Genomic DNA, 16466 nt, shown 5'->3' on the forward strand with positions numbered 1-16466 from the left:
CCCGCCCCACCTGCCCACTCACAGGCCGGCTTATCGTCCGGGCGGTGCGGGCCTTGACCGCATCCGGCACCCCTTCCGCACCCTCACCCAGCCCCGGAGCACCAGCGTCTGGTCCGTCGATGTCGGGGGCGAGCTGTTCGTCGAGATCCGCTGGCGCAACCTCCGGCGGGACAAAACCGCCTCGCTCACACACCGTCTCCTGGTCGAGATTCTCGGCGTGGGTGCCGGGGTGGTCAGGGCGAGTTCTTCGGGATCGGGTGGGCCGTAGTCGTCGTGGACCGGCGGTGCCACGGGGCCGTGCTCGTGTTCGTGGGTGCTCATGATTCCTCCTTGATCGATGGGCTGGTGTCAGGTTCAGAACTCCTCGTTGTTGGGGAGGTGAGCCAGCGGCCCACCGTGGACGGATGCACGCCCAGCTCGGCGGCAATCTGCTTGTTCGACCACCCCTCACTCCGCAGCCCGGCGGCCCGTTCCCGCCGGCCCACCCCAGCCGTCTCGGGAACGCCTCGAACGGTCTCCTCATCAGGAGCTGTCGGAGTCGAAGCCTCGGGCGCGGGCTTCTCCTCGACGTGCTTCATCAGAGACGGACCGGATTCCGGTGTGGTCGGTCGTTCATCGCCAAGGCCGACGGTGTCGCTGGCTTCGTGCTGCAGGAGTGCCGCCGGTGGCAGTTCTGCCTCGATGCCCGGTCTTGGGGCTGGTGTGGGCTGGTCGTTCTGTTGGGCGATGGTTTGCCAGATCACGGTCTGCGTCTCGGGGCTGGTGGCGCGGGTGAGGATGACGGTGAGGTGGGTGATCGCCAGCAACACCACGGGCGGAACCGCCGCGATCGCTGCCGCCAACAAGGCCGGGACGCCGGCGTCGGCGGCGACGATGGCGTGCAGGGCGTTCGCGGTGACCGAGACGACGGCACCGCCGATCAACAGAGCCCAGGGATACCAAGCAGCCTTCTGCCCAGCCAGAGCAACCACCGCGACGGTGGCCACCACGATGATCCCGTCAACGATCAACGGCCACGCCCACGCCTGACCCGCCCCGATGCCCGAACGGGCCGCGAGATCAGCCAGAGAGGTGAAGGACAGCCAGAACGCCCCGATCGCGATGAACACCGTCCCCGCGACCGCCGTCCGCACCGCCCACCGCCGCGCCCTCACGCCAACCCCCAACCCGCGCCCACCGGCACCCGCACCGGCGACGCCTCCGCAGGTGCAGCAGTCCTGGATGCTGGGGAACTTGTGGGGTGGGTGGTGCGGTAGGCCGACCGCACGGTGGTCGCGATCTCCCGCGGACCTAGCCCCGCCTCGGAGGCAGCCGCACCGAGTGCTTCCACTGCGGTGGCTGGTGGGATGTCGTGTTCCGCGGCCCGGCAGGCTGCCCAGAACAACCCCCGATTCCGCTCGCCCTCACTCAAACCCGCCACCCACGCAGCCAGCCGCGCCACCACCACCCCAGGCTCGCTCTGAGCCATGCCGCGATCAGCAGCGCGCGGCTTCAGGGCGGGCCGGGGGTCGAGGAAGTCCCGCAGCGCGTCACTGTCGATCCCGACCGCCGCGCCCTGCCGGACCGTCGCCAACCGATACGAACCGGCAGCGGTGTGTGAGGGTGGGATGACGATGTAGCCGCCATCCCCGCGGAAATCCACACCGGCCCGGGCAGCCTGCCACGACCGTTGCACCACGCCCGGTGTGGCCGGGTAGTAGCCATGCCGTCCACCCGAGGGGGAGACCACCGTGAACACCGGCACACCTGCCCGCCCCGCATCGAGGGCGCGGCGCATGCTCTCCCCGCCATCCACGTGCTCGCGGACATCAACATCCACAACCACGACACCGGACGCCGCCCCGGTCGGCAGCCCCAGGTTCGCGTCGGGCCACCGCGTCCACCATTGCTCGATCTGGGCGAGGTCGGTGGTGGCGTCGTGGAACCCCCGGGCCGTGAGGGGGCGCTTCTGCCCGGGCACGCACGGAAACACCGGCACACCCGCCGATGCGAGATCACCCGCCACCCGCCCCAGCGGCCGATCTGGGCGAGGGGCCACGAGACTGGCGAGATGGTAGAGGTTCAGGCTCATAGCGCCACCGCCTCACGCCCCGACACCACCCGCCCCACCGGCTCCGACACCGCCGGCGCAGCAGGGGCCTGCCGTGTCGCGGGTTCGCGAGCGGGGGTCTCGCGTTCCAGACCGGGCGGGGTGCCGTTGCCGACCTGAACCGTGTCGAGCTGCTCCAAAATCCCCAGCGCGGTCTTGCGCACCCGTTCCCCGGTGGTCTTGACCACCTCGACCGGGTCCTGGCCCTCCACCCGGGCCGCCCACGTCGAGACATACGGGACCGTGTAGCCGGAGGTATCCATTCCATGCGCGGCACCCACCATCAACGCCACCGATTCGGCCTCCACCTCACCGATCCCGCGATGCTGTCGCGCCTCACCCGCATCCGGGCCATGCAACAGGACGTGTCCAAGTTCGTGAGCCAGGGTCTTCACCCGCGCAGCCGGGTCCATATCCGCACGCACCGACACCACCCGGTTGCTGTAATCCGTCAGCCCGTTCGCCCCGAAAATCTCCGACGCATCCGCAACCAGCCGCAGCCCAAACCCGGCAGACTGGACCTGGGCGGCGAGGCCCTCCCACAATCCGGCAGGAGCCTGCCCCTCCAACAGCCGCGGCGCCGGCGGCTCAGGGATCGGCTCGCCGGTGGTCTGGGAGGCGTCCCAGACGTAGGCGGGACGGACGCCGACCATCTTCGTGCGCACCGTCTCACCCGCACGCGGCTTCTCACCCTTACCCAGCCGTCGCCACGACTCAGCATCCTGCGGGGTCGCCGACGCGAAACGTCCCGTCACCGGCGCCAGAATCTGATACCCCGGCTGGCCCTTGGAGACCTGACGGCCCAACTGCTGCCACTGCCGATACCCGGCCACATGCGACGGCACCGGGTCCGGCACCAGCCCCAGCCCGTAAGCCTCCCGATGCTGGGTCAAGATCAGAATCGTGTTCGCGAACGACCGCGCCCGAAACCGGGCCGCGAACGCCAACGCCCGGGCCCAATCCTCACCCGACACCAGCTGCTCGACCGCACCCGTCAGCCGCTCATGCAGCGCATCAAGCTTCGCCTCCCGCGCCGCCCGGGCATCCTTGCCCGACGTTGCCATGCCGGTCTCCTTCCGCGAACCTGCCCACCGGGTCGAAGAACCGACCCGGTGACCATCAGGTACGCCGGAACCACCAGCACTAGAAGACGGACAACAAGGAACCCCTACAGTGACCGCCAGGAACTCCTGCGAACCTGACGTGTCATACCGGACCTACCAAACCCCGCCAGGAAGAGTCCAGAAATCACGGCAGATCAGCACAGATCGCAGTGACGTTCTGTCATATCACCGTCACGGCGCATGCGAATCCTCCACCGGCTGCCCGCACCACAAACACACCACCACAGCCGACTCACGGGCCTCGCTTCGGTACTCGGTCGGGCTCCGTCCGGTGAGCTTGCGGAACTGCTGCGCTGCATGGGCTTGATTGGTCCAGCCGACGGCTCGGGCGATGTCGCTCATGGGTTGATGGGTCTCGCGCAGGAGGCGAGCCATCTCTCGGACACGTTGGTGGGTGAGCCATGTGAAGGGGCTGACGCCGTGGACCTTGGAGAATAGTTGCCCGAGTCCCGAGGGCGAGAGGTGTGCGATCGCCGCGAGCTCAGACAGGGTCCAGCGGTGGGAGATGTCTGCGCGAACGGCAGCCTCCACCACGATGACCGTGTCGCACGGGTGCTGTCCTGGGATGACCAAGGTTCCTCACCGCAACTCTTTGTAGGAGTCATGTCGCCTTGGCCGGGCGAGTGTGGCGCGCGCTGATGCGGAGCGCGACGGGAATCGTGGCGAGGGCGAGCGCGCCGGTGAGGGTGAGAATGGCCGCAACTCCAACATCGGGACTGCCGTCGGCGCTGCGTGTTGCGGCAAGAATCGCTGTGCCTATCCCTGCGATCAGGGCTGTGGCAAGGGTCTGTGCCATCTGGATGGTTCCGCTCATTGCTCCGATGGCTGCCGGTTCGGTCTGCGCGAAGGTCTCGGCGGTGGTGGCGTTGTACGCCATTCCCATGCCGAAGCCACCGATCGCCCATCCCAAGGTCGCGACACCGATGGGAAGGGCAGTCACGAACAGCGTCGCGGCAATGATCCCGATGCCCAGGCTCAACGTGACCAATCCGATGATGCTGTCGCCGCGTCGGGTGTGGCTGCCCACTCGCTGTTCGCGACGGCTCTGGACCATTGAGCCTGCGACCCATACCAGGGCTCCTGCTGCCAGGGTGAGACCCGCTGAGAGCAGGCTCGCGCCTCGCATCTGGGTCATGGCCAAGGGAAGGAACACCTCGATGCCGAAGAACGCCAACGACAACACGGCGCGGGTCGCGATCCCCGACGGCATTCCTGGGGCCAATCGAAGTGTTCCTGCTGGCAGCACGTGACGTAGTCCGAGGAACATGCCCACCAGCCCGACGACCGTGAGTCCCGCGCCCGTGACCCCTCCGCGCTGTTCCAGCCCGAACAACAACACGGCAGCAGAGGCAGCCAGCAACACGCTGTAGGCGAGACGCTGACGCACACCGGTTGGAGGTGCGTCCATGGATGAGCCCAGCTCAGGCAGTCCGCGCGTGGTCATGATCATGGTGACTCCCACGATCGGGATCAATGCGAGAAACAGGACCCGCCAGCTGGCCACTTCCGTGAGCACGCTGGCCGCAAGCGGCCCAACCAGAGCGGGCACGGTCCAGGCTCCTGACAGTAGGGCGAGGGCACGTGACTGTAGTTCCGGCGGGTACACCCTGCCGATGAACACGTAGGCCATGCTGAGGATGGCTCCCACCCCGAAGCCTTGGATGACACGGCCGAGCAGAAACGGCGCCCAACCCGTCGCGAGGCCGGAGACCACGAGTCCTGCAGTAAAGATCCCGAAGCCCGCCAGGTAGGGTCCGCGCGGGTTGTGCCGGTCTGCGAGGAAGCCGGCGATCACGGTGCCCGCGACACTGGCAAGCATCAGTGCCGAGACCGCCCACCCGTAGGTGGCCATCCCTCTCAGGTCTGAGGCGATGGCAGGCAGGGCCGTGGTCACGCCCAGCCCGTCGAAAGCGACGATGCCCACCGAGACCAGCAGGCCGATGGTGACCAAGCGCAGCGCGGGCGAAAACACACCTTCAGCAGTAGCCGTCATGCGCGGTTCTCCATCGTCTCGTTGTCGGAACCGAATGTCGCCACGGTGAAGTGGTTGTCTTCGCCGGGGTCCTCCAGTTCGTCGATGATGGCGATCGCGAAGTCCGCCGCACTGATGCGAGAGGTTCCCCGCTCGTCCACCAGGAGCGTGTCTGTGCCTCGTTCGTACCGTCCGGTTCGCGGTCCCGGTTCGAAGAGTGCTGGTGGGCTGACGTACGTCCACCGCTCATGCGGATGCTGTTGACAAGCGGTGAACTGGTCCAGGCTCGCCTGAGCGATGGTGCGCCACGCTGCTGGAATGTAGGCGGGGTCGTCGAAGACTCGACGGCCCGGCATGGTGGGGGACCACAGGGGTGCCGACCCGCCCACCACGACCACGCGAACATCGTGGAGCCGGGCGGCATCGAGCATGTTCCGGGTGAGGGCAGGCAGGCTGCCCTCCTGGCCCGGCGCGGGGCGGACTGCGACAACGGCGGCGTCGGCGTCGCCCAGAGCAGCGGCTACTGAGTCGATGTCTGCGACGTCGACGGCTCGGGATTCGACGTGGGGTGAGGCGTCCTCGCGCGGGTGGCGGGATGCGGCGAGGGCCTGGTGGCCGCGTCGGACGGCTTCGTCGGTGATGGCAGAACCTGCCATGCCCGTGGCTCCGAATATGGCGATCTTCATGCCTTGTCCTTTCGTCGAATGGGTGGTGGAAGTTGCCCCGAGGCCAGGGCGATCAGTGCTGTGGCGAAGCCGACGAGCTGGATCGCGGTGAGCGCTTCACCCGCGATGAGCGCCCCCAATGCCGCAGCGGTAAGGGGTGAGAGCAGCCCGAGCAGGGCGGTCGGCGTGACGGGCAGATGGCGGATGCCTGCGAACCAGATCGTGTACGTCAGCAGCGCCCCGACGAGGCCAAGCCACGCGTATCCGGCGAGCGCGGCGGTGTCGATGCCCGTTGGGATGCCGTCGATCACCAGCGCGGGCAGCAGCAGGATCAGCCCGGCTCCGGTGAGTTGCCATCCCGCGATCCCGACGGCGCTCACGTTCGCGGGGCGTCCCCACTTCTTGGTGAGCACGACGCCGGTCCCCATCGATACGGCACCCGCGAGGCCGGCCATCACGCCGAGCGGGTCCAGCGCGGCCTCCGGTCCGAGGACCACGAGGCCCACGCCCACCATGCCGACCACGCCCCACAGCAGCCGCCAACCAGAGAGCTGCTCGTGCAGGACCACGACGGCGAGGAACGCGATCACGATCGGCTGCACGGCGCCCAAGGTGGCAGCGACCCCACCGGGCAGACGCTGAGCTGCCACGAACAACAAGGGGAAGAACGCCCCCATATTCAGTCCGCCGAGCACCAGACTCTTCCACCACCAGTCGCCCCGGGGGAGCTGTCGGGCAATCGCCAGGGCGATCAGCCCCGCCGGAAGGGTGCGCAGCAGCGCGGCGAACAAGGGATGCCCCGGTGGGAGCAAGTGCGTGGTCACGATGTACGTGGTGCCCCAGACCATCGGCGCAAGCGCCGTGGCAGCAATCCAACCGGCACGCACCGCAGAAGTTGTCGCGCCGTCCGTGCCAGGCGCCGTCGTGGTGGTCATGTAATCCACCCTCACGCCAGCAAGTCCATGAGTCCAACACATGTTTGTCATTCCTGGCATGCACAGGGATCATGGAAGGATGGAGTTGCAGCAGATGCGCTATGCCGTGGCAGTCGCCGAGGAGCGGAGTTTCACCCGCGCCGCCGAGCGCTGCTACGTGGTCCAGTCCGCGCTCAGCCACCAGATCAAGGCGCTCGAACAGGACATCGGGATCCAGCTGTTTGCGCGCACCTCACGCCGCGTGGAACTCACCCCGGCGGGGGAGGCCTTCGTCCAGGCGGCACGGCAAAGCCTGGCCGCTGCCGAGCGTGCCGTCACCGACGCCGCCGCAGCCACCGGCCAGATCCGCGGCACACTGACCATCGGAGTGATCCCCACCGTCACAGCCATCGACGTGCCGCACCTGCTCGCGTCATTTCACGCCCAACACCCGGCAGTTCGCATCGCGCTGCGCACCGGAGGCAGTGAGCAGTTCGTGGGCGACATCCGCTCCGGCCGCCTCGACGTCGCCTTCCTCGGACTGGCCGAATGCACACCCCCGCACGGGGTCACCACCAAGGAGCTCTCGAGAGAATCCCTAGTCGCGGTACTGCCAGCGGCACACCCACTGGCATCGAGCACGCACGTGACCCTGGAGGACCTCACCCACGAACGGTTCGTAGACTTCCCCAGCGGAACCGCCGGCCGCGCCCAAGCCGACCTCGCATTCAGCGCGGCCGGCCTGCAACGCGAGGTGGCGTTCGAAGCGATGACCATCGACCTCATCCTCGGACTCATCCGCAACGGACTGGCAGCCGCTCTCCTGTCCGCCCACGTCGTCCCCGCAGACCACACGCTGGCAGCCATCACCGTGAAGGACGCGCCACGGCGAGTGGAATACCTCGCCTGGAACGACTTCAACCCCAGCCCCGCCACCACCGCGTTCCTCGACGCCGTCACCCTCCATCAATCACAGTGCGCCGAGCACTCCGCGGTCCCAACTGGCGAGTCGCCATCGTGACGTCTACCCGGCGGAAACGCCCACCGCGCAATGCTCACGGCCACTACGGCTACGACACAGAGCCCCGCCGATGACGTGGCAATCCCGACCGGCCCCGCTGCCGAGAGGATGAGCCCGCCCACGAAGCCGCCACCGGCGACCGCCAAGTTGAACACGGTGACGAACACGGACTGTGCCGCGTCGGTGTGCGCACCTGCGCGATCAGCAAGAGCTGTCTGTAGCAGGACCGGAGCACCACCGAAGCCCAGCCCCCACGCGACCACGAGCACTACAGCCAGCACCACCCCCGCCTCAGGAGCGACCCATCCGGCCGTAGTGACACCCATCGTGGCGATGCACGCCAAAGTGACCAGGCGGAGCGCCCGGTCAATCACCACGCCGACCAGGCCGATCCCCACCATCGATGCCACCCCGAACACAGCAAGGCCCACATCAAGACGCAACCCCGTCTGGTTCAGCAGGGGAGCGACGTAGGTGTAGAGCATGTTGTGGGCGAGAATCCAACAACCGGTCACGCCGAGCACAACGCGCACCCCGGGCAGCCTGACCACCTTCCTCAGCGGGGCCCGTCGTCGCAGAGCGGTCCCCGGGACGTCAGGGACGACGGCCACGATCCACACCGCGAGCCCCGCGGAAATGATCGAGATCGCTACAAACACCCACTGCCAATCCATGACCGATGCCGCGAACGAACCCAGCGGAACCCCGCCAGCCAAGGCAATCGGCTGCCCGAGACCCGTGACCGCCAACGCCCGACCCTGCAAGTCCGGAGACACAAGCCCACGCGCATACCCAGCAAGCACACCCCACACCAGCGCAGCCGAGGCACCGGCCACAAACCGAGCCGCGAGGATCGCAGGGAACCACGGCGCGACTGCCGTCACCAAGTTGAACGCCCCCAGCGTCCCCACCGCAACAAGCAACACCTTCTTGCGGCTCACCTGCTGCGTCCACGCGACCAGGGGAATGGCCGCGACGACCGCCCCCATGGCATACGCCGTCACCAACTGGCCAGCAGCAGACTCAGACACGCCCAGCCCACGAGCTAGATCTGGCAGCAGACCCGCCGGAATAGTCTCAGTGAAGATCGCGAGGAACCCCGACGCCGAAAGCGCCAGAAGCGCCGCCCACGGCAGACGACCATGGGAGCCAACCGAGCTCCTACTCATCGTGACATCCGGCGCCCGCGCGTCGACGCTGCATGTCAGCCAGCACAGCCCAATCCCGCGCCGCATGGCCGGACGCAATAGCCTCGCTCAACAACTCAGACAGCAAATCACCCAGCGGGAGACGAAGCCCCACAGCATCTGCCAGATGCCGTGCCAGGTCAACGTCCTTGCGTCCCAGAATCGGGGTGAAACGGGCGGGCTCATAGCAAGCATCCGCGATCAGGGCCCCGTACATCGAATACACAGGACCAGGAGTAATCGTCGAGGTCAGCACCTCAATCGCCCGGTGGGCATCGCCACCAGAGCGCTCAACGATGCTCACGGCCTCTGCCATCGCCTGAATCGCCGAAGCAATCAGAACCTGGCCCGCCACCTTGAGTACGGTCGCCTGCGCAGGATCATCACCCACCGGCCACAGCGCCGCACTGAACTCTCTCAAGTAGGGACGCGCGAGCTCCACTGCCTCAACACGCCCGGCAATGACCACGTTCAGCCGCCCAGCCTCGGCCACCGGAACCCCACCGAACATGGGTGCCGCCACGTACTCCAAGCCTGCCGCGTTATGCAACCGTGCTGCCTCTGCGGCAAGTGACGGGCTGATCGTCGCCAGATTCACATGCACCGAGCCCGGCTGCATCGCAGACAGGGCCGATGACTCCACGAAGACTTCACGTACCGCAGCGTCATCAGGCAACACCGATAACACCAGCGCAGACCCAAATCCTCCCTCAGGACCTGGAGCGGCAGACGCGCCCAAGCCCAGCAGTCGCTCCGACCGGGCCAGATTCCGGTTCCACACCCCCACGTCGTAGCCAGCCTCAATCAAGTGCGACGCGATCGGCGCCCCCATCGCGCCAGTACCCACCACCGTGACATCCATGCGTACAACCCTTCGCCCGACGAACGAGTAATCAGGCACGCTCCGCCAGCCGATAGCTGCATGACACCGCGCCCGTCACAGACAACCCTGCTGCTACCCAACCCGTGAGTCCAATACATCTTTCTCATCACAGCCATGAGCCGCCGACATGAATACAGCTGCCAGCACTGCGCTAACAGACATGACCGCACCACGGGCACGCCCGCACGCCTCGATCGCGGTACGCAGCCCGATACTCGGTCGGTGACCTCCCTGTGAGCTTGCGGAACTGCTTCGCTGCGTGAGCCTGGTTTCTCCAGCCGACCTCGGCTGCTGCCTGTCGGATGGTTGCGTCTGTGGTGCTGATGGTTCGGGCCATCGCTCGCACCCGTTGAAGGGTCAGCCACGCGATCGGCGGCATCCCGAAGATCTCGACGAATAACTGTCGCAGCCGCGACGGTGACAGATGCGCGATGGCGGCCAACTCCGCCAGTGACCACGGGTGTGCCAAGTCAGCCTGCGTCACCGTCAGCAGGGTAGCTACCTCCGCGCGTGACCTACCTGCTTGACTGCCTGCGAGCTCCATCTGGAGGTGCCGCTGGTGGCACGGGTGGAGGGTCATGGATCGTGGGCTGCTCAGACGGAGATGACGACTTTGCCGTCCAGCCCGCCGGCCTCGACGGTTCGGTGTGCGTTCTGGATGTCTGACAGGGGGTAGTGGTAGGCGACTCGTAGCCTGAGCGCACTGACTGTCACCAGTGAGGACAGCTTCTGTGGCTGTCGGCTTGAGGGCAGAAGCTGGTTGGTGCCTGATGTGATGTCAAGGTTGCTCATGCGCCCAACGCTCTCGGCATTCTCGGGCGGTAGCCAGAGCCTTGTCTAGCCTGCGCTGTCGTTGCCTAGCACTCATAGGGTCAGGCATCGAAGCATGATCACTGCGATAGTTGGTGCATGGTCGCCTCGTTTTCTGTGGACACCGACGGCCCAGTGACCGAGCTGGGAGAGTTCCTGCGTTCCCGCCGTGACCGCATCACTCCCGAAGCCGCAGGCATCAACAGTTACGGACGCCGTCGGGTGCCTGGACTGCGTCGTGAGGAGCTGGCCCAGCTTGCTGGTGTCTCCGTGACGTACTTGACTCGGCTGGAGCAGGGACAGTCCCAGAACGCTTCTGACGCGATCATCGATGCTCTCGCCCGTGCCCTCCAGCTGGATTCGGACGAACGTGCCCACCTGTACGCGTTGGCCCATCCTGCACCCAAGGAGCATATGCGCGAGTCAGCGCCTGAGATCGCCAAGGCTGGTGCCGAGCGGCTCATGCACGCCATGGGCGACGTGCCGGCCGTGCTCTTGGGGCGCTTCAATGACCTCCTCGCGTGGAACCGTGCTGGCCACCTGCTTCTCGCTGGCCATCTGGACGGTGAGGCGCCCTCGCGCGTGGCTGATCGACCCAACCAGCTGAAGCTGCTGTTTCTGGACGAGCACACGCGTGACCTGTACGTCGATTGGGAGGAGGAAGCCGCCTTGGCGGTCTCGTCGATGCGCTACGTGGCCGCCCAGTTCGCCCATGACCAGACACTGGCGGCGCTCGTGGGCGAGCTGAGCATGAACAGCCCCGAGTTCGCACGCCTGTGGGCCGGTCATGACGTACGCCTGTGCACAAGCGGGACCAAGAGGCTGCGCCACCCGGAAGTCGGCGAGATGGAACTCGGCTACGAGGTACTCCATCTCCCCGAGGGCAACGGGCAGAGAATCCTGACCCACACTGCCGAACCCGGGAGCACCTCGTCTGCGGCACTGCGGCTGTTGCTCTCCGCGTAGACGCCCTACCTTCTCAGAGCTGCCTCAGCGCGCCGCCGTCGACGGTCCACTCTGCGCCGGTGACCGGAGGCAGGTGACCGTTCTCGCGACATCGTCGGGATGCCCGATCTTGCCGAAGGGCAGGAGGCGTTCCTCGCGGATGAAGCGCTCGACTGCTGTATCCGGGTCGGTGTTGAACCGGGTGGCCAGCTGGTCTGCGAACCGCCCAGGGCATCGAACGGGCCGAAACGACGTTCGAGCGGATCCCGAGCGGGCCGAGCTCGATCGCCAGCGACTTCGACACGTGAGCAGCGCTGCCTCTCATGCCGCGTAGGCGGCCATGGTCAGATCGGGCATCCGCTCGTTGTGCTAGTGACGATGACGACGTGATCTCGCGCGTTCGACTCCACGATGGTCTCCCTTGCCAGAGGTGGCACGTTAGGGGCAGTCGGTAGTGGTGGCGGTGCTCGAATCGAACGACGGCCGTGCGGATGAGCGTCGAGTGAAGACGACGATGACAAGCCCGGCGAGGGTGAGCGCAGCGCCGGTGACGGTGGGACTCCGCAGACCCCACCCGGCGCCGATCGCGGCACCGGCGATGCTGACGCCGATGGTGTTGCCAAGGTTGAAAGCGGCGATGTTCGTGGCAGAGGCGAGGGTGGCAGCCCCTCGGGCGTGCCTCATGACCCGCGCCTGCAGCCCCGGCACGGTAGCGAAACCGACCAAGCCGAGCAGGAACAGGCCGATGCCCACCGGCACGGGTAGAGCAGCAACCGCGCCCAGTCCAAGAATCACCACCGGAAGCAGGATGGCCAGGACAATGACGGCCTTGTCGGGGTCATGGTCAGCGGCTTTGCCTCCCACGATGTTCCCGGTGAACAGCCCGATCCCGAAGACCACGAGCAGCCAGGGGATGGCTTCGGCTGGGTAGCCGGTGACCTGGCGCAGTAGAGGCTCGATGTAGGTGAAGACCCCGAACATCCCGCCGAACACCAGAGCGGTCGTGGCCAGTGCTCCGAGGACCTGCGGGCGGGCCAAGGATTGGAACTGGGACCTCAGCGGCAGTTGGTCGCGTTCCGGGTCGGTCGTGGGCACCAGTGCGATGACACCGGCAAGGGCGAGCAGGCCGACAGCGGAAATGATCCAGAACACCGCACGCCAGCCCAAATGTTGCCCCACCCAGGCACCCATGGGCACACCCAGCACGTTCGCGATCGTGAGACCCGCGAACAGTGCCGCTACCGCTGAAGCACGTTTGCCTTCCGAAACCAGGGATGAGGCCAGCATCGCGCCGATACCAAAGTAGCCACCGTGCGCGAGCGCGGAGATGATACGGCCGGCCAGCATGACCGCATAGTTCGGCGACCAGGCAGACAGGACGCTCCCGACCACGAAGAAGCCCAGGAGGATCACCAGTCCGAGCTTCGGGGTTCGACGCATGAGCATTGGAGTGATGATGAGGGCCCCGGGTACGACGGCCAAGGCATAGGCACCCACGAGATGTCCTGCCGCAGAGATGCTCACGTGGAGGTCACTGCCGACCTCGGTGAGCAATCCCGCAATGATGAACTCGGTCAGCCCGATCCCAAACCCGCCCGTGCTCAATGCGAGCAGAGCAAGCGCCGGCGTCCGGCGCGGCAGTTCGCGGGCAACTTCCACGGGCATCGTCCGATCAGCTTGAGGGAGTGGCTGGGGCTGATGGCTCGACCTGCGAGGGCGAGGTGTGGTCATGCGTCCATGCTGCTTGCCTCGAACCGAGGTAGCCAGAACCCCCAGTTGCCTACCCCCGACAGGGCCAGGACGGGACTGCTGCGCGGTTGGGTGACATCTCGAACTGCTTCGCAGTGGTAGGCCGAGCCACTTCCCGGACCCTCTAGATGATCGGTCACATGATCGGGCTTGTTCCATGTGCTGCCTGGAACGGCTGGCTCAAGCGAGACCGAGACGGGCGGGCCAACGAAGCGAGGTCGGTCAATGACCAACAGTGGCTCAGCTCCTGTCTCATCGCCCTGATGGCAACTGACGCCTCGTCTCGAATCGCGCGAAGAGTTGTGTCGCAGCGTGCAGGGCGCATCGTTTCCGTCACATTCGCCCCTCAGTCGTCGCGGCCCGCTTCGGTTGTGCCCTAAACGGCGAAGCGTCGGCCCGCCATCGATGTGCCCAGAGCTCATCGGCCCGCTCTGACACCGTCACTCCGAGCTATCACGCGTCTTGCAGATCGAGGTTGGGAGGGCGCCGGCTCACCTGTGTGACGAACAGGTGAGGGGTGGTTTGGGTGACGGTGTCGATGCGCGTGATGTCGGCCGGTGACGGCTACAAGTACCTGCTGCGCACCGTGGCGGCTGGCGATGGTGACCGGTCGCTATCGACTCCGTTGACCCGCTACTACGCCGAGGCAGGCACCCCACCCGGACGCTGGCTCGGCTCCGGCGTGACCGCTCGGGGCCACGGTGAACTCACCCCTGGCGCCCAAGTGTCGGAGGCGCAGCTTCAGCTTCTGGTCGGTATGGGGCGGGACCCGATCACGGGTGACCCGCTGGGGCGGGCGTATCCGGTGTACAGCTCGACGGCGGAGCGGGTCGCGGACCGTGTCGAGCAGCTGGACCCGTCGCTCGGCTCTGGGGAGCGGGAACGCTCCGTTGCGCAGATTGAGGCGGAGGAGGCTGCGCGGGGGTCGCGGCGTGCGGTGGCGGGGTTTGATTTCACGTTCAGTGTCCCGAAGTCGGCGTCGGTGTTGTGGGCGGTTGCAGACGCGGGGACGCAGGCGTTGATTGCGCAAGCCCATCATGAGGCGGTTGCGGCGGTGGTTGCGTTCATGGAGCGCGAGGTTGCAGCCACCCGCGCCGGTGCAACCGCTGGGGATGGCGCGGTTGCACAAGTCGACGTCACCGGGCTCATCGCGACCGCGTTTGATCACTTCGATTCCCGCGCCGGGGACCCGCACTTGCATACGCATGTGGTGATCAGCAACAAGGCCCAAACGGTCTTGGATGGGAAGTGGCGGAGTCTGGATGGGCGGCCGATGCATGCCGCGGTTGTCGCGTTGTCCGAGCTGCACGAGGCCGTGTTCGCCGACCACATGACCCGCACCTTCGGCGTGAGCTGGGAGCCGCGGGAGATGGGACAGGACCGGAACCCATCCTGGGCGATCACCGACATCCCCGAGGAACTGGTGGCGGCGTTCTCCACCCGGGCGCGGCATATCGAGGTGGAGAAAGACCGGCTGGTAGCCGAGTACGTGGCCACCCACGGACAGCAGCCATCAGATGCCACCGTGATCCGGTTGCGCGCCCAAGCCACACTCGCGACCCGCCCAGAGAAGCAGGTCCGCTCGTTGGCGGAGCTGACAGCCGAGTGGCGCACCCGCGCCAGCAGACTCTTGGGCAGTGATGCGACGGTGTGGGCGCGCACCGTCACTGCCGGGGAGCAGCAGCTGCTGTTGCGGGCTGATGATGTGCCGTTGGATCTGATCGGACAGGTGGGCCGGTCGGTGGTCGAGGTGGTCGGTGAGAAGCGCTCGACGTGGCGGCGCTGGAACCTGATGGCCGAAGCCGCCCGCCAAACGATGGGGTGGCGATTCGCCACCGACGAGGACCGCGAAGCCATCACCGCCATGATCGCCGACGCCGCCGAACAGGCCTCCCTGCGCCTGACCCCACCCGAGCTGACCACGAGCCCGGTGGAGTTCCGCCGCCTGGACGGCACCAGCGTGTTCCGTCCGAAGCACTCGACCGTGTTCTCCTCCGACACCCTGCTCTCGGCTGAGGACCGTCTTCTCACCCGGGCCCGTGCCACGACTGGCCCGAGTATCGACCTCGCCACCGTCGAAACGATCACGAGCAAGCCCGATGCCGAGGGTCGGATGCTCGGTCCCGACCAGGCCGCAGCCTTGGCCTCGGTCGCGGTGTCGGGCCGGGTGGTGGATGTGTTGGTGGGGCCGGCGGGGGCTGGCAAGACGACCGCGATGAACGCACTCCGCCGGGCGTGGGAAACTGAGCATGGTGCTGGGTCGGTGGTGGGGTTGGCCCCGTCGGCGGTGGCGGCGCAGGTGCTGGCCGACGATCTGGGCATTCAGACGGAAAACACGGCGAAGTGGTGGACCACCCACCAACACACCGGCGCCACCTTCCAGCCCGGTCAATTGGTCATCATCGACGAAGCCTCCCTCGCCGGCACCCTCTCCTTGGACCGGATCACGCAGGCAGCCGAGGAAGCGGGGGCCAAGGTGCTGCTGATCGGCGACTACGCCCAGCTCCAGTCCGTCGACGCCGGCGGCGCGTTCAGCCTGTTGATCCACGACCGCCACGATGCCCCCGAACTGGTCGATGTCCACCGCTTCACCCACGACTGGGAGAAGACCGCATCCCTGGAACTGCGGCACGGCCGCACCCCGGTCATCGACACCTACCTCGACCACCATCGCATCCATGATGGTGACGCCGAGGCCATAACCGATGCCGCCTACACCGCCTGGCGCCACGACCGCCAGGCGGGATTGGCGTCGGTGCTGATCGCCGAAACCCGCGAGAACGTCACCGCCCTCAACATCCGAGCCCGCGCCGACCTCATCCTTGACGGCACGTTGAAGCCCGGCCCCGAAATCACCCTGTCCGACGGATCGGCAGCAGGTGTGGGGGACACGATCATCACCCGCCGCAACGACCGGCGGCTGCGGAACCGGCACGGCTGGGTCCGCAACGGCCAAACCTGGACCATCACCGCCGTACGTGACGACGGGTCCATCACGATCCGCCCACCCGGGACCCGGTTCGGCAACAGCATCGTCGTTCCCGCAGACTACGTGGCCGAGCACGTCGACCTCGGCTACGCCGTCACCGCCCACCGCGCCCAAGGCA

Annotated in this window: 15 protein-coding genes; 3 read left to right on the plus strand and 12 right to left on the minus strand. The window is 66.8% G+C overall.

The window, feature by feature from the left end:
- Nucleotides 1-317: 317 nt before the first annotated feature.
- From ZAL01S_RS05795 to ZAL01S_RS05825, 7 genes are all read right to left on the minus strand, one after another.
- Complete coding sequence (locus ZAL01S_RS05795) at nt 318-1133, minus strand: DUF2637 domain-containing protein (RefSeq protein WP_066081071.1); 816 nt, start codon at nt 1131-1133, stop codon at nt 318-320.
- A 17-nt stretch (nt 1134-1150) separates the two neighbouring features.
- On the minus strand, nt 1151-2071 hold the full coding sequence (locus ZAL01S_RS05800; protein WP_066081074.1) for a bifunctional DNA primase/polymerase: 921 nt from the start codon (nt 2069-2071) through the stop codon (nt 1151-1153).
- Entirely contained in the window at nt 2068-3153 is a 1086-nt protein-coding gene (locus ZAL01S_RS05805; protein ID WP_066081077.1) for an ArdC-like ssDNA-binding domain-containing protein, read from the minus strand. The genes ZAL01S_RS05800 and ZAL01S_RS05805 overlap by 4 nt, the downstream gene beginning before the upstream one ends.
- Before the next feature lie 231 nt (nt 3154-3384).
- Complete coding sequence (locus ZAL01S_RS05810; protein WP_306301592.1) at nt 3385-3747, minus strand: helix-turn-helix transcriptional regulator; 363 nt, start codon at nt 3745-3747, stop codon at nt 3385-3387.
- A 67-nt stretch (nt 3748-3814) separates the two neighbouring features.
- On the minus strand, nt 3815-5206 hold the full coding sequence (locus tag ZAL01S_RS05815) for an MFS transporter (protein WP_066081084.1): 1392 nt from the start codon (nt 5204-5206) through the stop codon (nt 3815-3817).
- Nucleotides 5203-5871, minus strand: a complete 669-nt coding sequence (locus ZAL01S_RS05820) for an NAD(P)-dependent oxidoreductase (RefSeq protein ID WP_066081087.1) — start codon at nt 5869-5871, stop codon at nt 5203-5205. The genes ZAL01S_RS05815 and ZAL01S_RS05820 overlap by 4 nt, the downstream gene beginning before the upstream one ends.
- Complete coding sequence (locus ZAL01S_RS05825; RefSeq protein WP_066081125.1) at nt 5868-6785, minus strand: EamA family transporter; 918 nt, start codon at nt 6783-6785, stop codon at nt 5868-5870. Before ZAL01S_RS05825 ends, ZAL01S_RS05820 begins: the two co-directional genes overlap by 4 nt.
- Before the next feature lie 79 nt (nt 6786-6864).
- Between ZAL01S_RS05825 and ZAL01S_RS05830 the strand changes: the two genes are divergently transcribed.
- Entirely contained in the window at nt 6865-7785 is a 921-nt protein-coding gene (locus ZAL01S_RS05830; protein ID WP_066081090.1) for a LysR substrate-binding domain-containing protein, read from the plus strand.
- Here the strand turns inward: ZAL01S_RS05830 and ZAL01S_RS05835 are convergent.
- From ZAL01S_RS05835 to ZAL01S_RS09775, 4 genes are all read right to left on the minus strand, one after another.
- Nucleotides 7731-9020 (minus strand): MFS transporter, encoded by a 1290-nt coding sequence (locus ZAL01S_RS05835; protein WP_217995472.1) that lies wholly within the window; start codon nt 9018-9020, stop codon nt 7731-7733. The genes ZAL01S_RS05830 and ZAL01S_RS05835 overlap by 55 nt on opposite strands.
- Nucleotides 8947-9834, minus strand: coding sequence for an NAD(P)-dependent oxidoreductase (locus tag ZAL01S_RS05840; RefSeq protein WP_083523109.1), 888 nt, complete (start codon nt 9832-9834; stop codon nt 8947-8949). Before ZAL01S_RS05840 ends, ZAL01S_RS05835 begins: the two co-directional genes overlap by 74 nt.
- Before the next feature lie 172 nt (nt 9835-10006).
- Nucleotides 10007-10339 carry a helix-turn-helix domain-containing protein gene (locus ZAL01S_RS05845; protein ID WP_244875346.1) on the minus strand — a complete coding sequence of 111 codons (333 nt, stop codon included), beginning with the start codon at nt 10337-10339 and terminating at the stop codon, nt 10007-10009.
- Nucleotides 10340-10449: 110 nt separating this feature from the next.
- Nucleotides 10450-10647 carry a zinc-binding dehydrogenase gene (locus tag ZAL01S_RS09775; protein WP_083523110.1) on the minus strand — a complete coding sequence of 66 codons (198 nt, stop codon included), beginning with the start codon at nt 10645-10647 and terminating at the stop codon, nt 10450-10452.
- A gap of 153 nt (nt 10648-10800) precedes the next feature.
- On the opposite strand from ZAL01S_RS09775, the gene ZAL01S_RS05850 reads away from it, so the two are divergent.
- Nucleotides 10801-11631 carry a helix-turn-helix transcriptional regulator gene (locus tag ZAL01S_RS05850; RefSeq protein ID WP_306301593.1) on the plus strand — a complete coding sequence of 277 codons (831 nt, stop codon included), beginning with the start codon at nt 10801-10803 and terminating at the stop codon, nt 11629-11631.
- Between the two features lie 417 nt (nt 11632-12048).
- Here ZAL01S_RS05850 and ZAL01S_RS05855 read toward each other — a convergent pair whose 3' ends face one another.
- Nucleotides 12049-13269: an MFS transporter gene (locus ZAL01S_RS05855; RefSeq protein WP_244875347.1), complete on the minus strand. Its 1221-nt coding sequence runs from the start codon at nt 13267-13269 to the stop codon at nt 12049-12051.
- Nucleotides 13270-13897: 628 nt separating this feature from the next.
- Here ZAL01S_RS05855 and mobF point away from each other — a divergent pair.
- The coding region (mobF, locus tag ZAL01S_RS05860; protein ID WP_066081128.1) for a MobF family relaxase at nt 13898-16466 on the plus strand (2569 nt) is incomplete at its 3' end.

The sequence above is a fragment of the [Zimmermannella] alba NBRC 15616 genome (assembly GCF_001570905.1).
GTDB lineage: Bacteria > Actinomycetota > Actinomycetes > Actinomycetales > Microbacteriaceae > Pseudoclavibacter > Pseudoclavibacter albus.